This window comes from Sphingobacterium sp. HMA12, from assembly GCF_002933815.1.
In the GTDB taxonomy this organism is placed as follows: Bacteria; Bacteroidota; Bacteroidia; order Sphingobacteriales; family Sphingobacteriaceae; genus Sphingobacterium.
This window is the reverse complement of record NZ_BEYR01000007.1, coordinates 142,253-161,938: the sequence shown is the minus strand read 5'-3', so window position 1 is coordinate 161,938 and position 19,686 is coordinate 142,253. Positions and strand designations below refer to the sequence as shown.

Annotated in this window: 11 protein-coding genes; 2 read left to right on the top strand and 9 right to left on the bottom strand. The window is 43.7% G+C overall.

The genetic code is table 11. The annotated features are described in order from the left end of the window. Positions 1 to 35: 35 nt before the first annotated feature. Positions 36 to 635, bottom strand: coding sequence for an RNA polymerase sigma-70 factor (locus HMAT_RS24720; RefSeq protein ID WP_104385508.1), 600 nt, complete (start codon positions 633 to 635; stop codon positions 36 to 38). Positions 636 to 787: 152 nt separating this feature from the next. Between HMAT_RS24720 and HMAT_RS24715 the strand changes: the two genes are divergently transcribed. After that, positions 788 to 1,936 (top strand): alginate lyase family protein, encoded by a 1,149-nt coding sequence (locus tag HMAT_RS24715; RefSeq protein WP_104385507.1) that lies wholly within the window; start codon positions 788 to 790, stop codon positions 1,934 to 1,936. A 62-nt stretch (positions 1,937 to 1,998) separates the two neighbouring features. Here HMAT_RS24715 and HMAT_RS24710 read toward each other — a convergent pair whose 3' ends face one another. The 6 genes from HMAT_RS24710 to HMAT_RS24685 form a co-directional block, all read right to left on the bottom strand. After that, a complete protein-coding gene (locus HMAT_RS24710; RefSeq protein WP_199768758.1) occupies positions 1,999 to 3,504 on the bottom strand; it encodes a glycoside hydrolase family 32 protein in 1,506 nt (501 codons plus the stop codon). Between the two features lie 61 nt (positions 3,505 to 3,565). After that, on the bottom strand, positions 3,566 to 5,170 hold the full coding sequence (locus tag HMAT_RS24705; protein ID WP_104385506.1) for a glycoside hydrolase family 32 protein: 1,605 nt from the start codon (positions 5,168 to 5,170) through the stop codon (positions 3,566 to 3,568). Positions 5,171 to 5,467: 297 nt separating this feature from the next. Next, positions 5,468 to 7,153, bottom strand: a complete 1,686-nt coding sequence (locus tag HMAT_RS24700) for a RagB/SusD family nutrient uptake outer membrane protein (protein ID WP_104385505.1) — start codon at positions 7,151 to 7,153, stop codon at positions 5,468 to 5,470. 89 nt (positions 7,154 to 7,242) lie between these two features. Continuing rightward, positions 7,243 to 10,368 (bottom strand): TonB-dependent receptor, encoded by a 3,126-nt coding sequence (locus tag HMAT_RS24695; protein WP_104385504.1) that lies wholly within the window; start codon positions 10,366 to 10,368, stop codon positions 7,243 to 7,245. A gap of 80 nt (positions 10,369 to 10,448) precedes the next feature. Further along, positions 10,449 to 11,405, bottom strand: coding sequence for a carbohydrate kinase (locus HMAT_RS24690; RefSeq protein ID WP_104385503.1), 957 nt, complete (start codon positions 11,403 to 11,405; stop codon positions 10,449 to 10,451). Positions 11,406 to 11,491: 86 nt separating this feature from the next. Then, positions 11,492 to 12,814 (bottom strand): sugar porter family MFS transporter, encoded by a 1,323-nt coding sequence (locus HMAT_RS24685; RefSeq protein ID WP_104385502.1) that lies wholly within the window; start codon positions 12,812 to 12,814, stop codon positions 11,492 to 11,494. Positions 12,815 to 13,107: 293 nt separating this feature from the next. Between HMAT_RS24685 and HMAT_RS24680 the strand changes: the two genes are divergently transcribed. Then, complete coding sequence (locus tag HMAT_RS24680) at positions 13,108 to 15,858, top strand: substrate-binding domain-containing protein (RefSeq protein ID WP_104385501.1); 2,751 nt, start codon at positions 13,108 to 13,110, stop codon at positions 15,856 to 15,858. 208 nt (positions 15,859 to 16,066) lie between these two features. On the opposite strand, the gene HMAT_RS24675 is transcribed toward HMAT_RS24680, so the two are convergent. Both HMAT_RS24675 and HMAT_RS24670 read right to left on the bottom strand, forming a co-directional pair. After that, the gene (locus HMAT_RS24675) at positions 16,067 to 16,270 is read right to left on the bottom strand and encodes a hypothetical protein (RefSeq protein ID WP_158656129.1); all 204 of its coding nucleotides are present in this window, start codon (positions 16,268 to 16,270) and stop codon (positions 16,067 to 16,069) included. A gap of 111 nt (positions 16,271 to 16,381) precedes the next feature. Beyond that, positions 16,382 to 19,657: a carboxypeptidase regulatory-like domain-containing protein gene (locus tag HMAT_RS24670; protein ID WP_104385499.1), complete on the bottom strand. Its 3,276-nt coding sequence runs from the start codon at positions 19,655 to 19,657 to the stop codon at positions 16,382 to 16,384. Positions 19,658 to 19,686 lie beyond the last annotated feature (29 nt).

Here is a 19,686-nt window from a genome sequence, read left to right as displayed (position 1 = left end):
CGTGGAATAAAGGTCTGCTCTAGAAAAAATTTTTTTTACTGTGCAGAATGGAGAAGCAGAATCAGCAACAAGGCCGAGAAACCATTGTCCTGCAGTGCACCACTTCGGATAAACTTATTTGCCTTGACAATATGGTCACGAACAGTAGCAATAGAAATACCCATTTCTTCCGCAATCTCCTGATAGCTTTTACCTTCCAGCTTAGATAGCCTGAATATTTTTTGGCGTTGTTTGGGCAATCTACTCAGCAAGTCTTCTACCAAGGCCATGGCCTCCTTTGAATCCAGCACTTTATCAATGGTATTCTCGGATTCCGATGCCCCATAGGCGAGCTGGATCTCAGATTCCATCTCCAATTTCAGCCGTCGTTTGAAATTAAAAGTAATATTACGCGAACAGGTAAACAGAAATGCTGCGAAAGATTGCTCAGGATCTATCTTTGACCTATTTTCCCAAATACGTAGAAAAACATCCTGAAGTAAATCTTCGGCGCTAGTTTCATCTTTTAGAAACTTAAGAATATTGGCGTAAATAACCTGGCTATAGCGATGATACAAAATATCAAAAGCCTGCATATCTCCATGATGGAGTTGGCACAAGAGTTCCTTCTCAAGCAGATTTTGATCGATGTCCATAATTGATTATTCTAGGCATGAAGTTAATTACTTCGCTGCAATAATTCAAATCAAATTTCTGAATCCCAGTAAACTTGTGGTATTTTTTCCTTAATTTGCAGTAGCTAATCCCCCCATAGCTACGAAATCAATAAACGTATCCATTTAAAACCATGCAAAATTTCATATACTTATTTTCCGGCATCCAGGCCCGAACCGCTCAATTTCTAAAATTAGGATTAACCTTATTGCTAGCCGGCCTGTTTATCAGGCCCACGGGTGGTCATGCGCAATCCTTAATGCACCCAATTACCCAGATCAATTTTGTCAAATCCCAAATCAGCAAAAAATCCGAACCGGTATATACTGCATACAAGCAGTTGATTCTGCTGGCCGACTCTCTTTTATTGACCGACCATCATGCTGTCGAGGATTTTAGTGTGCCCGGCTTCTACAGCGATAAAGAAGGCCAGCGTGCCATGGCAAAAAAACTCCATGCGGATGCTTTTGCGGCCTATTGTACCGCGTTAGCCTATACCTTAAACGGTGAGCAGAAATATGCATCCAAAGCCCTATATTTCATCAACTCCTGGGCCACAATCAATAAAAAATATTCCGATTTTGACGGACCGGTCGTACTTTCTTATGCCGGTGCCGGATTAATGATTGCGGCTGAATTACTTAAAAACGATCCTCTTTGGACGAAGAACGACCGTGATCATTTCAAAACCTGGACTGTCAAGGTCTATCAAAAAGCGACACATTTCTTACGCGAAAGGCCAAATAATATTGCGGATTGGTCACGGTTTGCTAATCTACTTTCAGCAAATTTTCTTGATGACCAAAAAGAGCTTTCTTTTACAATAGCCTTAATCAAGGCTGATCTTTTTGAAAAGATCGCAGCAGATGGCCATCTTATCGAAGAAGTAAAACGGGGTGAGAAAGGTTTATGGTATACGTACTTTTCTTTGGCTCCATTGACAGCCTCCATGTGGTGCATATACAATGCCACCGGAGAAAACCTGTTTGCAGCCAAGAAGGATGGGAAATCGATCAAGCAGGCCATAGATTACTTATATTATTACAATCAACACCCGACAGAATGGCCTTGGTTTAAGAACCCTGATGTTGACATTCCGGACAGGACAGCAGGAGTCTGGCCTTCCAATCTATTTGAAGCCATGAAGGATATTTATCGTACGCCTGAATTTGATTCGTACCTCTCGATTTATCGTCCAATGGTCTACAAAAAAAATCATTTTGCGTGGACCTTCCCGACACTAATGCCGGCACATTTGCATCCAGACAATACGACCAAGTAACGCATGGAATAAAGCGATCCTTGTCATGACAAAGGATCGCTTTAATCGCACAAAACCAGCGCTTATTTTTTAAACTCAGCAATGCTTAGCTCTTGAAATTCCAGCTTTTTATCCCCGGCGATACGAATCTTGGTTATTGGCTTATTCGGAAAAAATAAGCTGGTCATTACCGTCAGTCCGCCATCTGCAAAAAGCTCCACAGAACTCACATCAACATACAAGCTGAAAGACAATGTTCCGTTATTCAGTAGACGTTGCGCCAAAGCCGTTTTAGCGAATTCCGCATTGAAGGAAACTTCGCCGGACTTAGAACGATCGATGTAATATGCATTTTGGTCTTCACGATAACCAATGACCAATTCATCACCAGATTCATTCGATAAGATCACTTTAAATGCCTGCTGTTCCAACTTCTTGAGGTCCAAACGATACGCTTGTGGGAGGTGTTCCTCGAATGAGACTTCCTTCGCTCCACCGCCATGGTATTTTTTTAAAGGCCGAAATGCAGTTTCAATTTCTTTGGGCGCAGTACTCGCGACGTAGAAAGATTGTCCAACTTTTTCCAAGGATAAAACACGGGGTATGGTTGATGAAGAACGCCATCCTTTCGTAGGCACCACATTAGCATATTCCCAATTGCTCATCCAACCAATCATTAGATGTCTATCGCCTAGATTACTCCAGGTTACGCCAGCATAGTTATCCGGTCCCCAGTCTAACCACTTGATTTTGGTGTCCTCGGCACGAAACTGATGCCCATCAAAATCACCGACAAAATACTGTGTCACCGAGCCGCCGTTAGGTCCACCTGGATTAATACTCACCAACAAAACCCATTTCGTTTCACCTTTGTATTTCATTGGGATAAGGTCAGGACATTCCCAGACGCCGCCATGGGCGCCCACCTCCTTACCAAATTCGCTTTCCTTATTCCATTCCTTTAAGTTTTTAGATGAATAGAAAGTAATGCAATCCTTGGTTGCTAAAGTCATGATCCAACGTTGACTATGCGCATGCCACATTACTTTTGGATCTCTGAAATCCCATATACCCGGATTTGGCAGCACTGGATTTCCTTTATACTTTGTCCAAGTAGCCCCCTCATCCAAACTATACGCCAAACTTTGGTTTTGATGTAATCCTGTTTTCCGGTCTTCTTCCTGATGATTGTGATGGGTAAAAATGGCGACCATGGCACCTTTTCCAAAGCCTGCCGTGTTATCCTGATCAATTACTGCACTTCCCGAGAAAATAGTTCCTAAACTGTCCGGATATAAGGCAATCTTTTTTTCATCCCAATGAAGCAGATCTTTGCTGGTCGCATGCCCCCAATGCATAGGCCCCCAAACTGGCTTTTCGGGATTATGCTGAAAAAAAAGATGGTAATTTCCATTTAAATAGACCAATCCATTGGGATCGTTCATCCAGCCTTGCCCAGGCGTAAAATGGTAGATCGGACGGTATTTTTCCTCAGCATCTTTTATTTCTTTCGAATCAACTTGCGCGAATGCTGTACTCGCTATACCTGCAAGAAGCAGCATAGTTCCATATTTCTTTATTTTATTCATAGTTTATTTAGTTTATATCATTTTAGGTTATTTATGTCTGTCTATAAAATAACGATAATTCTTATGATTTCTCAACTTTCATCATATTGACTCTAATAGTACCCTGATCAGCATAAATCGTCCATAGATTCTGGTCCATTTTATAAATACGATTGGTAAAAGCGACATTATTATTAACATACACCACACAGATAGATTTTTCGATGACAATTTTTACATCAAAACGTTTATCGGCAGGTATGATCAACGGCGTAAAGTTAAGTTCTGTTTTTCCAGCTGTTCCCCCAAGACTGACTTCCTGATTCATAAAGAGCGAAGGCATGCCCCAGCGATTTGCAGAAGTTAGGTCGAAGGCAATACTATACAACTCAGAAGGATTGTCACAAGCACCAAATGTAAATCCGAAATGGTCAGATTGAGCGGCATCTATCGTCATTGATATTTTAACGGCAGTTTTGTTGCGGTTGAATTGTGCATAGCTCCTTCCGTTGGACGTCGCCGTTATACTGTAGGTTTTATTGCTTTCCAAAACAGTCCCAACAGTATTCAGTTTTTCAAACAGCAGCTCCTTATTAAATTTATTGTCCACTGCAGCGGGAATAACCGGATATAATCTCCCTGTCGGCCCTTGCAGCAGCCTGTGCGTAATTAAACTTCCAGACCAGTGCAATTCATTATTACTGTTGATGGTCTGCCCTGTGGAGCACCAACCCGATAAGTAGCGCGCCGTTCCATCACTGGCTGTCTTGCCCGCGTAGAGGTATTGGCCATCGAAAGTTTCATGATGGCCATCGGCATCACGGCAGATTTTCCAGGGACCGTCCGGTGAATCAGCAATCCGGTAAAAGGTCTTTCGATGTTCATCCCTGTTGATCCGAGAAAACGTTAAATACCATTTGTAGCCCATTTTAAATAGATCTGGACATTCCAGCATTTCGGCGTCCGTTTCAATCTGATTTTTTTCTAGAGCTGCTGTAGACATGGCTACAATAGGTGCTATGTTAGACCAGTTGTTCAGATCGGCCGATACATACCTTGCGATAGCCCCTTTACCCTCCTTACGCGTAGTCACGAGCATAACATAGCTACCTCGGGTTTCGTCCCAATAGACATGTGGATCCCGAAAATTGTTTTGGTCATACCCAGGAGCGGCCTGTATGGTTCGGCTAGGTTGCTTCGTCCAGTTCAGCAAATCTGTCGATGTTGCTACCATCACTTTTTCGGTCGGATTCAACTTGTCATTATGACCAGTATAAAAACAAAAGTAAGTCTGGCCCTTTTTTATAAAACTGCCCGTTCCTATCCATTCATCCTGGCTTCCCGCGGCTCCGGCAGGCAAGATTTCCGTAAAACCATCAAATTTCGCATAATCGCTGGTTCTGCTTACGTAAATCGGATGGCGATTGGCATTTTCGTACAGATAAAACAAATAAAACTTTTTATCGTCGGCATTATAATACGGCATGGGATCACCTACAAACCCTTGTTGTGGCTTATAAAAAGTCTGAAACAGACCGGCCTCCTGTACCGAAGTACAGGAAGTAGACCGATCTACTGCTACTGGATCACTCGGCTTATCGAGAGGCAAGCTTTGATCACCACTTTTACAACTTGTCAGCAACGCCATCGAGCATAGCATCGGAATTAAATATAATTTTGTTCTCATTTAGGATCTCAATAAAACCATTAATTACATATTGTTCTGCCCATTCCCCTACAGTGTCTTTAACTCATTATAATCCGTCCCATTTCACTTACGCCTAATCTTCTCAACAACAATCTCACTATGATAAATTGTCACTACCTACCTAGGCGCTCCACCCTTTTGGTGCTTTAAGTATATCGGAACTATTTTTCTAAGTGTACTGCCTTAAAAATTTAAAACAGACCAATATTAACGGAACTACAAGACGCTATCCCATCGTTCGTTCTAATATTCCTACAGGAGGGATTGGCTAATGTTTTAATATCCTGGGTTTTGTTTATAGAGGTACTTGCTCAATCTGATCTGTGCTTCGGGAATAGGTAAATACTCATTCTTATTTGCCGTAAAATGAGCTACAGCATAATAAGAACGCCGCGATTTCTCCGTTTCATAATACGCATTCATGGTTTGATCCACAATTCCCCAGCGTACCAGGTCGAAAAACCGGCCATTTTCCATCGCCAATTCCAAACGGCGCTCCCAACGTAAAGCCTTCCGTGCATTTTCCTCGTTCCATATGACATTTTCACCATTTTTATACGTTTCGATCAATATTTTATCTGTAGCATACCCCGTCATTGTGACACTATTTTTTGCCCGCAGACGTACTTGGTTGATCAACGGTAAGGCTTCGGCCGGACGATGCAATTCTATAAGTGCTTCGGCACGCATCAGCAAGACATCGGCCACACGCAGCACAATACGGTTTTTGGTATTCGCAAAAAATGGAGCCATCGGTACAAAACAATCACAATCCGGATCAACGTTCTCTTTAAGCGAAGCATAGACCGAATAATCCGCGGGATTACGATTCCAGCTCTCTTGATAGGTGCGTTTGGTATTGTATTTATAAGGCAGTCCCGGAATTGCTACGGTATGAAATAACCTTGGGTCATATCTTTCGGAAGCATTGAACGTATTTAAAGTATTGTAGTTATCAAGAGGTACACCCTTTCCTGTCGTGCGAAATGCATTTACCAGGCTTTGACTAGGTTTATTAAAATCGCAGCAGCCCACACCCATTGGCACAGAGAGCACATCCGAGAAATTTACACGGCCAAACTTGGTTCCATCATCTTTTGAGAATTGAACTGAAAAAATTGCTTCTGTACCGTTCTCATATTTCCCAGGCAAAAAGTTGAAAGCGAAGTCCGATTCAAGTGCATGATTTGAGGCAAGTACGATGTCTGTATTTTCCAACACTTTATTCAGATCGTCCGAGTTAATTCCTGTTACAGCATGTCGCTCGGCATTGTCCTGGCGATAAGCTTTATATAGGTATGTTTTCGCAAGATAGGCAGCAGCTGCAATTCGGTTGGCACGACCAATTTCCGTTTGCGTGGTAGGCAAATGATCTACCGCGTACTGAAAGTCGTCGACAATTTTTTGCCAGAGTGCATCGTTGCTCAACGCTCGATTTGATACCGTTTCATAATTATCTATCGGCACATTTTCATCGATATAGGGCACATACTTAAAGAGCGTTTTAAGCATAAAATAGAAGTGCCCACGCAGAAATCTTGCTTCGGCCAATTTTCCCTCCTTTCCTTCAAAACCATCCATTTCCTTAATCGTTTTGATCGTCGTATTGGCACGTGAAATGGCTACATACAGCTGAAACCATAGTTTATCCAGCTCCGCAAAATTGGTCGTAATATTGCTGGATACCTCCAAAAAATGGAACGTTTGAATATCCTGCGGACCCGAACCACCTTTGTACGCGTCATCAGACCTTACTGTACCATAAGGCCAGAGGCTAAAAGGTACGTCATAGTGGTCATTGCCCAAAGCAGCATACGTAGCCGTCAGTAATCTTTCAGGTTCTTTTACCTGATCGGAGCTCAGTACAGCATTGGGGGTCTGCTCCAGAAACTTGGTACATCCGGACAGTAGACCGGTTGACACCATCATTATTATCGCTAGTTTATTGGTTATTTTTTTCATTGGAATTCTATTTATTAACATGTTCCATATTGATGGATTATTCTTTTGGTTCCTTTGTCCATTATCTAAGGATTCTCGGTTTCTTTTTGCTAAAAGCCAATATTTACTCCCGCGGTCCATGTCGTAGGGATAGGATAGCCCCAGCCTACATTCTCCGGATCTACACCTGTAAAATTCCTCGATTTGACAGTAAACAGATTCTGTCCCGTAAGGTAGACGCGTAACCGACTCATCCGCAAACGAGAAGCGGTTACTGTGGGTAATGTGTATCCAATGGACAGGTTTCGAAGTTTCATATAGGACCCGTTTTCAATAAAGTAATTGGACAGTCGGCCTTCATCGTTATTGTTTGTCGTCTGCAATGCTGGAATTGTCGAAGTTGGATTCTGCGGTGTCCAAGCATTGAGCAGGCGCACACCCTTGTTGGAATTTACATCATCTACACTCCAAAAATCAGTCTGTTTTTTCAGCCAATTTTCAACATCTATCCCCTGTACCCCCTGAAAATAAGCTGAAAGATCGAAGCCCTTATATTTCAGTGCGATATTCAAACTATAGGAAAAATCAGGATGTGGGCTTCCGATCCAGGTACGGTCCATGTCTGTAATTTGCTGATCTGCATCGTATACATTTACGTAGCGCAATCGCCCGATCCCTTTACCCGTTTGGTTGACATGATTGTCAACATCCATCTGATTTTGAAAGATCCCATCGGTTACATAACCATAAAATGAACCCAACGGTCTGCCAATAATATTATCCCCCTGACGGCCGCCGTAGGAGTTTTCTACTGCTACAGGCAAGTGAGTTACCTTATTTTTATACGACGATAAGACAGCGGTCACATCATAATCCAACCCAAAAGCGGTCTTACTGCGGTATCCCACAGTAAAATCCAGGCCTTTGTTTTCCATCGAAGCCCCATTGGCCCAGCGATAACCACCCTCACCTACAACACCAATATAGGCGGGATTAATCAGCATATCTTTTGTTGCTTTAACATACCAATCAACTGACCCGTAAAGACTTTGGCCAAACAGCGTGAAGTCCAAACCGATATTGGTCTGTGTCGTAGTTTCCCACTTTAGGTCGTTGTTTTCGGTCTGAATTTTCCGGTATCCCGAAGGTAAGATTCCGGTTCCCGAACCCGAAAGATCATAAGCAGTACCGTCGACGATATTCCATGTTGGGTCACCAACCCCATACTCAGGCACAAAAAGTGCATAAGTCGCTAGATTACCAATCCCCTGATTACCAGTCTGCCCCCAGCCCACACGTAATTTAAGATCAGAAATGTAATCTTTGGTATTCGCCATAAAACGTTCAGATGAAATCCGCCAGCCCGCTGTTACAGCTGGAAAGGTTGCAAAGCGGTTATTTTTGCCAAAACGGGAAGAGCCATCATGTCTCACTGTAAAGGAAGCCAAATAACGGTCATCAAAAGAATAGTTTGCCTTTCCAAAATAAGAGAGGAGCGAAAAGCCTGTCGAGGTACCACCGACGGCAGCAATTCCAGTGCTTACGCCAGGCCACATATACTCAGGCGTTTCGATAGAAAAAGCCCCATCACCACCGGTATATGCGTTAAAATTTATATCATTCTGACGGTTCATTTCAACACCAGCCAATAGGTCTATCGTATGATTAGCAATCTCTTTTCGGTAGGTTGCCGTATTCGACCAAGTCCATTTCATTCCATGTGACTGTTCCATATTGACAGCACTTCTATCGCTGCTCATAAACCCGGAACGGTAGGAAACTTGCAGGTTACGTTTATAATAATTACCATAATCTATCCCATAGCTTGTCCGGAGATGCAAGTCTTTAATAAGCTGCAAATCAGCATAGACATTCCCAAATAACCGCCAATAGTTGTATTTATTGTCTTTGTTGTCATGCAGCAGGCGTACCGGATTATGACGATCGTTCATTCCTAGCGCTGGACCGCCCCAACCAATTCCGTCAACAGTATGTACTGGTATGATAGGCAATGCTTTCAGGGATAGATCAAGCACATCTCCGGGTAACTGTACTTCGCCTGTATTGTTCAGCGTAAAATTCTCCCCAACAACCAGCTTACCATCAAAAAGTTTATAATCGGCATTCATCCGAGCTGATATGCGCTGGAAATCCGTATAACGAAGAGTTCCGTTATTACGCAGATAACCCAAGGAGAAGTATGAACTCGACTTATCCGTCGCCGAACTCAAAGTGGCATTATAGGACTGGAGCAGACCCGCTTTGGAAACTTCATCAAACCAATCGGTATCTGCGGCATACATGGTATGCTCGCGGTCGATATATTGTGGTATAACGACCTTGTTTAACTGTGGCAGACCATTAGCGTCATTGTTCCACTCAAACTGATAACCAATATTATTGCTGTTCGGATTACCACCACTATTAATCGTAGCCTGCCATAGCGCCTGTCCGTACTGCTGGGCGTTAAGCACCTTCATCCGGTTGTTAAAATGTGTACTGGTTGCATAGGCATCAACTGTAAGTTTTGGTGCGCCGATTTTTCCTCTTTTAGTTGTAATCACAATAACGCCATTTGCTGCGCGTGATCCATAGATACTTGCTGATGAAGCATCCTTTAATATCTGGATACTTTCGATATCATTGGAATTCAATTCGTGCATCCCACCTTGCGTAGGTACTCCATCGATGACATATAGCGGATCTTGGCTACTGTTGATCGAACTGATACCGCGCATCCGTACCGTGGCAGCCCCGCTGGGATTACCGTCAGAGGTTACCGTCATACCTGCTACGCGTCCCTGAAGTGCTTTCATTGGATTATTTTCAGGCGCTTTCATCATTTCTGTCACGTTGACGACGCTCACCGCTCCAGTCAGGTCCTTTTTGCGTTCAGTCTGGTAGCCTGTAACAACCACTTCATCAAGTCCCTTTTCGGTGCTGATCAATCGGATATCCAGAAATTTCCGATCACCCAATACCATAGTCTGAGGTTCATAGCCTACATAGGTTATTTCCAAAGTACCTTTGTTACCCGATACCTGCAGCACAAATTCCCCTTTTTCATTCGATTTGGTTGCCTGAGTGGTTCCCTTGACCACTAATGACGCTCCAGCGATAGGAGCTGCTGTTCCGCTGTCCGAAATCCGCCCCCGAATTTCTGTCTGCTGCGCGAAAGCAGCTACCGAAAAGAGCGCCAAAGACGGGAGCAACATAACTTGCTGTCTTGTAAACATAATTGGTTATTATAAGTAGATTATTAATTAGATTATTTGTCTTGCCGTTGGTTATTTTATTTTTTTCGTGTCATAAACAGCTATTGCTTCACCTTTAGGTCGCTATCGCGAAAGATTGGATTCAGCCAATGGAATCGGTTGATATCTTCAGGACTATAAGCGGGGCATGCTCCGCTGCTCTGCGTCACGAAACCACTGAGCGTCGCTGCAAATTCCAGTACTTCCTCAAGTTGAACACCATCCTGCATCTGAAACCTCTTGGCCAGGAAAGCTGCCAAAAATGAATCCCCGCTTCCAATCGTATCCTCTACCTGAACTTTCAATGCTGGAAAATGATAACTTATATTCTCTCTTTTAAAATGATACACTGCACCATCTGCACCATACGTTACTATAGCTTCCTGAATTGCAAAACGTTCCATGATTAGATCTACACGCTGCTGATCAGTAGAGGTAGCTGTAGCACCATTCCAGTCCGAAATAATGTACAGTTCTTCGGCATTCATTTTCACAAAATCAGCGTATTTTAAAAGGCTATGTATTTTTTCAGGACCGAAATATGGAGCGCGCAAATTGACGTCCATCACGCGGAAACGTGCTTTCTCCAGTAACAACAACAAGCTTTGAAAACTTACCTCATCCCGACAGGCTAAACTACCGTACACCAAAAAATCTACGGCTGCAATCTCTTCCAGCACAACAGTATCCACCGCTATTCTATCCCAAGCAACAGGATATACGATTTCGTATTGCACATTGCGTTCCGCATCAATCGTAACCTTGACCGTTGAGGTGGGTAAACTGTCGTCAAACTGAAAAAATGTTGTCGGAATTCCCAGTTGCTCACACGCAGAAAGCAATTCACTTCCATTTTCATCACGGCCTATGCGTGTCAGCATACTTGTCACAACGCCCAATTTATTCAGGTGATACGCTACATTCAAAGGAGCGCCACCCAATTTTTTGCCCGTAGGTAGATTGTCCCAAAGAACCTCTCCAAAACAAATACCTTGTATTGATTTATCTCCGTTTCTCATATTTACTCTTTTTTATACAGCGCTTTGGCTGAGTGCCAAAACAGTGTACCGAATTGATTATTTTAATTTCCCTTACAAATACCTACTTAATGCAGGTTGATGGTCTGCCCCATATCTTCCAAAGACCGTCCTTTTGTCTCGGGCATAAATTTCACTACATAAATAAGCTGCAATACCATAAACAGGGCAAACATCAGAAAGGTGCCACCACCGCCAAGAATCTCCGTCAGTGCTGGAAAACAAAAAGTGATAATTGCAGCCATCACCCAATGCGTCAGGCTACCAAATGTCTGCCCTTTAGCCCGTACATTATTTGGAAAAATTTCGGAAATAAACACCCAGATCACCGCTCCCTGCGAGAAGGCGAAAAAAGCGATAAAACTCATCAGGTAGATGGTAATGGCGAATCCTGTTGTCTGTCCGGTGTAGAAAGCCTGCGAAACCAATGCCAGCGATACGATCAACCCCAGAGAACCCACAAGCATCAATTTTTTGCGACCTACCTTATCAATAAAATTGATCGCCACCAAAGTGAAAATAAAATTGATAACACCGATACCGACTGTGGATAGCAGCGAACTCTGCGAGCCGAGGCCAGCCATCTCAAAGACACGCGGCGCATAATAAATAATAGCATTGATACCCGAAAGCTGGTTGAATAGCGCAAAACAGAGGGCTAACAAAATCGGCTTGGCGTTTTCACGTATAAATAATTTACCTTCGCCCGCCATCCTATCGTTAGATTCCTGGATTTTCTCGATTTCAAGCTCGTAACCTTCGGAATTGATCCGCTGCATAATCCGGGTTGCTTCCGGTAAATTATTTTTATGCAATAGCAACCACCTTGGACTTTCGGGAATAAAGAAGATGAGTATAAAAAACAAGAGCGATGGAAAACATTGCACCCCCAACATCCAACGCCAAGATTCTTCTCCTACCTGTCCTATAAAGTAGTTGGATAAGTAAGCAATCAAAATGCCTAATACCACGTTAAATTGAAAGAGCCCAACCAACTTGCCCCGTGAAGCCGCAGGTGAAATTTCGGATATATATATCGGAGCGGTCACGGAAGATACCCCAACACCGATACCGCCCAAAAAGCGAAATAGAATAAAGATGGTCCAATCATTCGCCAGCGCACTGCCGATCGCGGAAATAAAATAAAGCGCGGCTACAACAAATAATGTATTTTTTCGGCCAAGCTTATCCGAAGGCCAGGCTCCCAATGCTGCTCCCACAACTGTACCTATTAATGCAATAGCCATGGTGAGCCCATGCTGAAACTCGCTCAAATGCCAATGCTCCTGTACTGCCTTTTCAGCTCCAGAAATCACTGCTGTATCAAAGCCAAATAAGAATCCGCCCAACGCCACTACAAAGGACCAGGCTAATACGGTGTTTTTGTTCATGTTTTCCCTATAATTGATTAACTCAAATTTAACTCAGGATTCATGCTAACTTAAATTTGGAGACAGCAAAAACATGTATTTATGTAACATTTTTAAAAACACAATAAACACTTATATATCAATACCTTACACCAAATTCATGTTTTCAAACTTTTAGTTTTTAGACATATCCTATAGAAAATGATACATATTTATCTCAATCTGTTTTAGTGTAATGAATACACTAACCATATACTGATTATCTAAAAAAAGTGAAATGATGTATATTCGGATTGTAAAGGGGAAAAAAAATCATGGGAAGACACACCGTTTATGGCCTATTGATCCTATTCCTTTTTTTGGGTTGTCAATCAGTAAGCCAAAAAAAGAAGCGGGTCATCGCTTTTTCGCAATGCATTGGGAATGATGCCTGGAGGCAGACTATGCTCGAGGAAATGAAACGCGAACTCTCTTTTAATCCCGACATTGAATTCTTATACCGGGATGCCCATGGCAACAATGCGCTGCAAATTGACCAGATACGCGAACTTGCCAAAGCAGATATCGACCTGTTGATCGTTTCGCCCAATGAGGCCGAGCCGCTTACTCCCATCGTTGATTCCATATACCAGCTTCATATCCCTGTGATCGTAACCGACCGGAAAACCTCTTCGGGTCAATATAATGCATACGTAGGGGCAGACAACCTGGCCATTGGTAAACTTGCAGGTCAATATAGCCAAACTGTCCTCCAAGGTAAAGGCAAGGTCGGATTAGTGACCGGACTATCAGGGACATCGGCTTCCATCGAGCGCGAAAAGGGTTTTAAACAAAGTATTTTGGCAGCATCTGACATGCAAATAAACGGTATTATCCACGGGAAATGGGAAAAATATACAGCCTATGCCGAAACGCGAAAGCACATCAGTCAGATGGCGCAAAGCGATGTCATTTTTACTTTCAATGACCAAATGGCCATGGGCGTAAAAAAAGCCCTGGACGAAGCCCAGTCCAAAAAGGATATTAAAATCATCGGCGTAGATGCGCTGCCCGGACCAGGTAATGGTTTGGAACAGATTATGCAAGGTCGTATGTATGCCTCTATGCTGTACCCTACAGGCGGCACTGAAGCAATCCGAATAGCGCTAGCGATTATCAACAATCAGCCTTATAAACGCGAGAACATCCTTGCTACCTCCGTTATTGACAAAACAAATGCAGAACTACTCGCACTGCAATCCCGTAAGATCCAACAGCAACAAATAGATATCGACAAAAGACAGGAATTTATTACCGAGCAGAACCGTATTTATCAGAATCAAAAGTCTGTCCTCAATGTCCTTGTTGTCAGTCTGGTGCTCGCAGTCGTGTTTGGCGGTGTTTCCGTCATTGTCATCAAAAGCAATTGGGAAAAGAACAAACATCTCGAAATCAAAAATGGCGAAATCTTGTCCCAGCAGAAGCAAATCGTTGAGATGAACAGCCAGATTCAGCAGGCAGCGGAAATTAAAAACAATTTTTTTACCAACATCTCCCACGAGTTCAAAACGCCACTCACCCTTATCCTAGCCCCAATAGAGGATCTCGAAACACGGAAGGATCTTGCCGATGATATCAAAGATCAGTTGTCACGTGTCAAACGAAGTGCGAAAAAATTGCAACGCCTGGTAAGCGATCTCATCGATATCCATCGCATCAGCAAAGCAAAGATCAAGCTTCAGGTTTCAGCAGTACAGATTGACCCTTTTATACAACAGGTAATCAACAGCTTCAAGCCGCTGCTCAAAAAAAGCAGAATATCCGTCAGCTACGTTAACAAAAGTATATTAAAAGAAGTATGGATTGACGAATACCTGATGGAACAGGTGCTATCCAACCTCCTTTCCAATGCCATAAAACATACCGCAGCCAGTGGAAGAATTGAAATTTCATTGGAAGAAAATAGCTTCAAAGACTACTTCTACTTACGCGTATTGGACAATGGTTTAGGAATTGCACCTATCGATATAGAGCATATTTTTGATCCTTTCTATCAAGGAACAGGTAGCAGGAATGGCTCTGGGATTGGTCTTGCTTACGCCAAACAGATTGTCGAGCTACATCGTGGCCAGATCACGGCCAGCAGCAAACTAGGCCATGGTTCGATCTTTACACTACGGATGCCCATCGGCAATGCTCATTACGAGCAGGAAGAGCTCCTGAAAGATGTATCTGGCATAAAGCCCGTATTTATGCAGCAAGAATATCTGGAGCCTGAGGTAAAATCCCCCGAAAAGAATCTTTCCTTTCATTCTGATAAATCAAAAAGCATTCTGATCGTCGAAGATAACGATGAAATCAGGGACTACCTCAGATCTATCTTAGAAAACGACTACAATTTATTGTTGGCCAGAGATTCGCATCAAGCCAATAATTTTATGAAAACGCATTTCCCGGATTTGGTACTCACCGATATTATGCTGCCTGACGGCAGCGGCCTAGATATCCTCAAAGATGTCAAAACCTTCTATCAGACCGCTCATATTCCAGTCATTCTATTGAGTGCACTTGCCAACGAAGAGACTATCCTTGAGGGAGGCCTTTTAAAGGCAGATGACTATATCACCAAACCATTCAATGCAGCCATCCTTAAGGTGCGGATTGCCAATATCCTACAATCGAGACATCAGCTGAAAGAAAAATATAGCAGCACTGTGGAGCAATTTGATACTTCGCTGTCTGACAGCATTAACGACAACGACAGACGCTTTCTCAATAGTTTTTCGACGATTGTCGAATCAAAGCTGTCCGATTCAAGGCTGAGCGTCGACGATATTGCCAGCGAACTCCGCTTATCGCGCGTGCAGCTCTATCGAAAGGTTAAACAGTTGCTCGACTGTAGCATCAGCGAATATATCGTCGAAAGGAGGCTCAAAAAAGCCAAAAGCCTGATGGCAGATGGCCTCCATATCAATGAGATCTTTAGCAGTGTCGGTTTTTCATCCGCTTCCTATTTTGCTTCAGCATTTAAAAAGAGATATGGACAGTCGCCAAGCAGTTTTAAAAAAGAGCTTGACAGAAAATAATAGAACAAATGCCGTAAAGTAAAAAAATAGCATCGGCGGTAGCATCGAACATCTGGGCAATCGGGAAATTCGCGTTTATCCAGGACAGTTTTCATTATGAAATGAAGTTAAAGACCACAGATCAGCGCTTTTATGGAATCGATTGTTTAATCCCTATAAAATGAAATTTATATTACTCATCTTCATCAGAATCTTCATGAAAAGATTTTTATGATTTCTTCGTCCGCCTTCGATGGGCTTTGGATGCTAAGAGCCGGATACCGGCATACAGATTTTTATAATTAACAATAGACTGTTCAACCTGCCGTATCGCACGGAGTAATTCTCCAAATGCATCTTCCAGTTCCGCTTTGCGTTTGAGCCATTCCTGTGGATCAGCCTCACTTTCAAGTAGTCGATCTATACACTCCATCAGCAGCTTATGCTGTTTTTTATCTATTCCGGTAGCCAAATTTTCTGTCTATTTAAGTAAGATGGACACCTGGAGCAAGAAAGCCCCAGATGCCTCATCCTGTAGCAGGATCTAAAATGAATAGCGTAGGCCGAGCTGTACCTGAGCTCTTGAATTAAAATAATCAATACTATAAGGTGTCCCGGGATTGCGAAACTCGAATACAGGCCAATTTCCCCCATTCTGTTGCGGTGGAAACAGCGTCGGCGTCAGTCCCACCGAACTGGTGGAATTGAATGTATTCGGTGAAAAGTACTGTACCCCCCATTTCCTGTAAAGTAAGTTGGTCAAATTCATCACATCAGCCGAAAGTGTCAGGATATGTCCCTTTCCATTGACCGGTAGTTCATGTGCAAGCCGCAGATCGGCCTGTACATTCCAGGGCGTACGTGCTTTGTTACGTTCGGTAAAATCGCCCCTTCGCCCGCTTAAATATTCATTTGCATCAATAAAAGCATTAAAAGCGGCAGCTTGTTGTGCAGCTGTCTGCCCACCGGCAATGTCTTTAAAATATTGGATTGCTTCCGACGCTGTCGGTATATAGACCAGCGATACCTGCTGTGGTAATCCCTGTATGCTATTGTTTACAATACCATAAGTAAATGGCGAACCGGACTGCGCGGAAAAGAACAGTGTGACATTTGTCCGTCCGGCACGATGCCATAGTTTATCATAACCGACACTCGCTACAATCCGATGCCGGATATCAAAATTGCTATAAGCCAGGCTTGGATTGTTGGGAATCAGGGACTGGTTAAGCTGCCAATTCGACTCCATGGAGTTCCGCACCCCATTGGATAGATCTTTTGACATGCCGTAGGTGTAGCTCGCTGTTGCATTTAAAGTTTTGTATTTCTTCACCACCGTCCCTGTCACACTGTATTTATACCCTTGATTGGTATTGCTCAGCAAGTAAATATTCGAAAAACGCGTATCTACTGTACCGCTGTATACGGGCTGTTGATGCTTGCGGTCATAACCATACCAACGTGGATTATCGGAGGTATTGAGCTGCTGGAATAACACATCACTGATATTCTTGGTATAGATCCCTTCGAGCGTAAACTTCCAGTCACCGGACACCTCATAATCCATTCCTAAACTTGCACGGAATACCTGCGGCAGCGTGAATCCATTGTCAACGAGATCGACCTGCGTTTTTCCGCTATTCGGCTCATTGACGACAGCACCATTCTGAGCAATAAAATCTGCCAGGCCATTTTCACTCGGACGTATTGCATCGCTGCCCGGAGCAAAAGGTTTCTGATCTGCCCGCTGGTCAAAAGCACCGTAACTATTTCCGGTATTGTAATACGCGTAAGCCAACCACGCAAAGGGAATCCGTCCCGTAAACAATCCTGCACCGCCTCGCAATACGAGTTTGCGATCTTCTGTTACTTCCCAACGAAAGCCTACTCGTGGCGATAATTGTACCCTATTCATAAAATCATTGCGCAGACGGGTTAATGGGGTATACTGATAGGTCGTACCGAAATTAGGATCTGAGAGAATACTCTTCACTTTATCGCTCAGTCCGGGCATTTCCGGAAGGCTTGCCAAATCTGCCCGTAGCCCAGGTGTGATCCGCAGTCGATCGTGTATTCTGATCTCGTCCTGTACATACAAGCTGTACATATTCACAGCAAAATCAGCCGCCGGATTCGCTAGGATATAATCGCGGGTATTGTTATTATAATTGTAGCTTCCCCGTACCCGATATGGATTGTTATTAACAAAATCTTCGATGCTGTTGTAATCAACACGCCCGTTCCAGCTATTGACAAAGCCGTAACGAATTTTATACAACTCGTTGTGGGTACCGAACAGCAGTTTATGTCTTCCTGTGTTCCAGATTAAATTGGCCGTAAACTCCCATGTCCGCTGCTGCATATCAAAAATACTCGCTTCGCGGTCCGTACCGATGTAGATTGTCGTTCCGGGGGTACGTCCCTGAATCTGCACCTGAGGTAAGGTCGGGTCCGACAGCGGATCACGGCTGTCATCGACAATTGTATAACCAATCACCGCATTTGCGGATAGATTGTTTGAAAACCGGCTCTTCAATTCAGCCACCGTACTGCTCTGGTTATTGGTCTGTTTGAAGGCCATACTCGAAAAGCGAAAGTCCTGTTGGTCGCGGTCCATATGCGTCGCCGAACTGCGGATGGTATTGTTCCGGACCGCCAGCTGATGCTTGGCATTGATATTCCAATCTATACGGTTAAAGAACTTGACCGATTTGCTCCAATTGGTATACAAACCAGCAGTCCCGACGTCAAATAAGTTACCATAGCGTTCTTTGACGGTATTTGCTATTTTTTCTGCATCCGTCACACTTAGTATCTGAGCCGTTTCAGCTGTACCGACAATAAGCTGTGTCGGATCCTGCCGGCGCGCGATCTCTTCATTACTGAAGAAGAACAGTTTATTTTTAATAATCGGGAAACCGATACGGAAACCAGACTGATAGTCGTAGAAGTCACTGTTCATTTTTCCCAATGTACCGACCCTATCTTTTCCGGTCAGCGACGCATTGCGGCCAAAACCATAGACGGAGCCTTCGATTTTATTTGTTCCCGATCGGGTCACAGCATTTACCGAACCGCCGGTAAAGTTCCCGATCTTGACATCATAGGGCGCAAGATAGACCTGCACATCCTGAATCGCATCGATAGAAATCGGATTGGTTCGGGTTGAGCTTCCGGCCATGCCCGAGGTACCGGTCTGCCCACCCAAAGAAGGCGAAAAACCGATTGCATCATTGTTGATTGCACCATCCACGGTGACATTATTGTACCGGAAATTGGTTCCTCCAAAGCTATTGTCGCGGCTTCCCTGGGGTGTCAGGCGTGTAACGTCGGTAATTGAACGCGATACTGTCGGCATATTGCGGATCTGTTCGCCCGAAATATTTTTACCTGCGCCAAATGTATCGGCTCGTTGCCCCCTTGCCCGGGCGCTGACCACCACCTCCTCCATGCGTTGGTTGGCTGCACTCAGCAGGAGCTCAACTTCCTGGGCTCCCCCCAAACGGATATAAATATCTTCTCGTATATCGGGCTGCAGCCCCACAGCAGTAGCTGTAACGCGATAAGGCCCGCCGATCCGCATATTATTGATGGTAAATCGACCGTCTTTGTCTGCAGACAGCGAATATTTTGTACCCGAAGGCGTATGCACTGCTTCGATGGAGGCTGCCGCTATCGGCACTTTTGTCCCGTCCAGCACGCGGCCCGTCAGCGCGCCAGAAGTCTCCTGGGCAAAAATTCGTGTTGGCTGTAATTGCAGTAGGAATATGGCAATAAGCATCCCTAGCCAACGATATATTGTATTATTGATTGTTCTCATGTAAACATTTTTTATAAATCTGAGTGAAT

Coding starts and splice junctions, on each gene's coding strand:
- HMAT_RS24670 (WP_104385499.1), bottom strand. CDS start 19,657: ATGAGAACAATCAATAATACAATATATCGTTGGCTAGGGATGCTTATT.
- HMAT_RS24675 (WP_158656129.1), bottom strand. CDS start 16,270: ATGGAGTGTATAGATCGACTACTTGAAAGTGAGGCTGATCCACAGGAA.
- HMAT_RS24695 (WP_104385504.1), bottom strand. CDS start 10,368: ATGTTTACAAGACAGCAAGTTATGTTGCTCCCGTCTTTGGCGCTCTTT.
- HMAT_RS24710 (WP_199768758.1), bottom strand. CDS start 3,504: ATGAATAAAATAAAGAAATATGGAACTATGCTGCTTCTTGCAGGTATA.
- HMAT_RS24720 (WP_104385508.1), bottom strand. CDS start 635: ATGGACATCGATCAAAATCTGCTTGAGAAGGAACTCTTGTGCCAACTC.
- HMAT_RS24685 (WP_104385502.1), bottom strand. CDS start 12,814: ATGAACAAAAACACCGTATTAGCCTGGTCCTTTGTAGTGGCGTTGGGC.
- HMAT_RS24700 (WP_104385505.1), bottom strand. CDS start 7,153: ATGAAAAAAATAACCAATAAACTAGCGATAATAATGATGGTGTCAACC.
- HMAT_RS24715 (WP_104385507.1), top strand. CDS start 788: ATGCAAAATTTCATATACTTATTTTCCGGCATCCAGGCCCGAACCGCT.
- HMAT_RS24705 (WP_104385506.1), bottom strand. CDS start 5,170: ATGAGAACAAAATTATATTTAATTCCGATGCTATGCTCGATGGCGTTG.
- HMAT_RS24690 (WP_104385503.1), bottom strand. CDS start 11,405: ATGAGAAACGGAGATAAATCAATACAAGGTATTTGTTTTGGAGAGGTT.
- HMAT_RS24680 (WP_104385501.1), top strand. CDS start 13,108: ATGGGAAGACACACCGTTTATGGCCTATTGATCCTATTCCTTTTTTTG.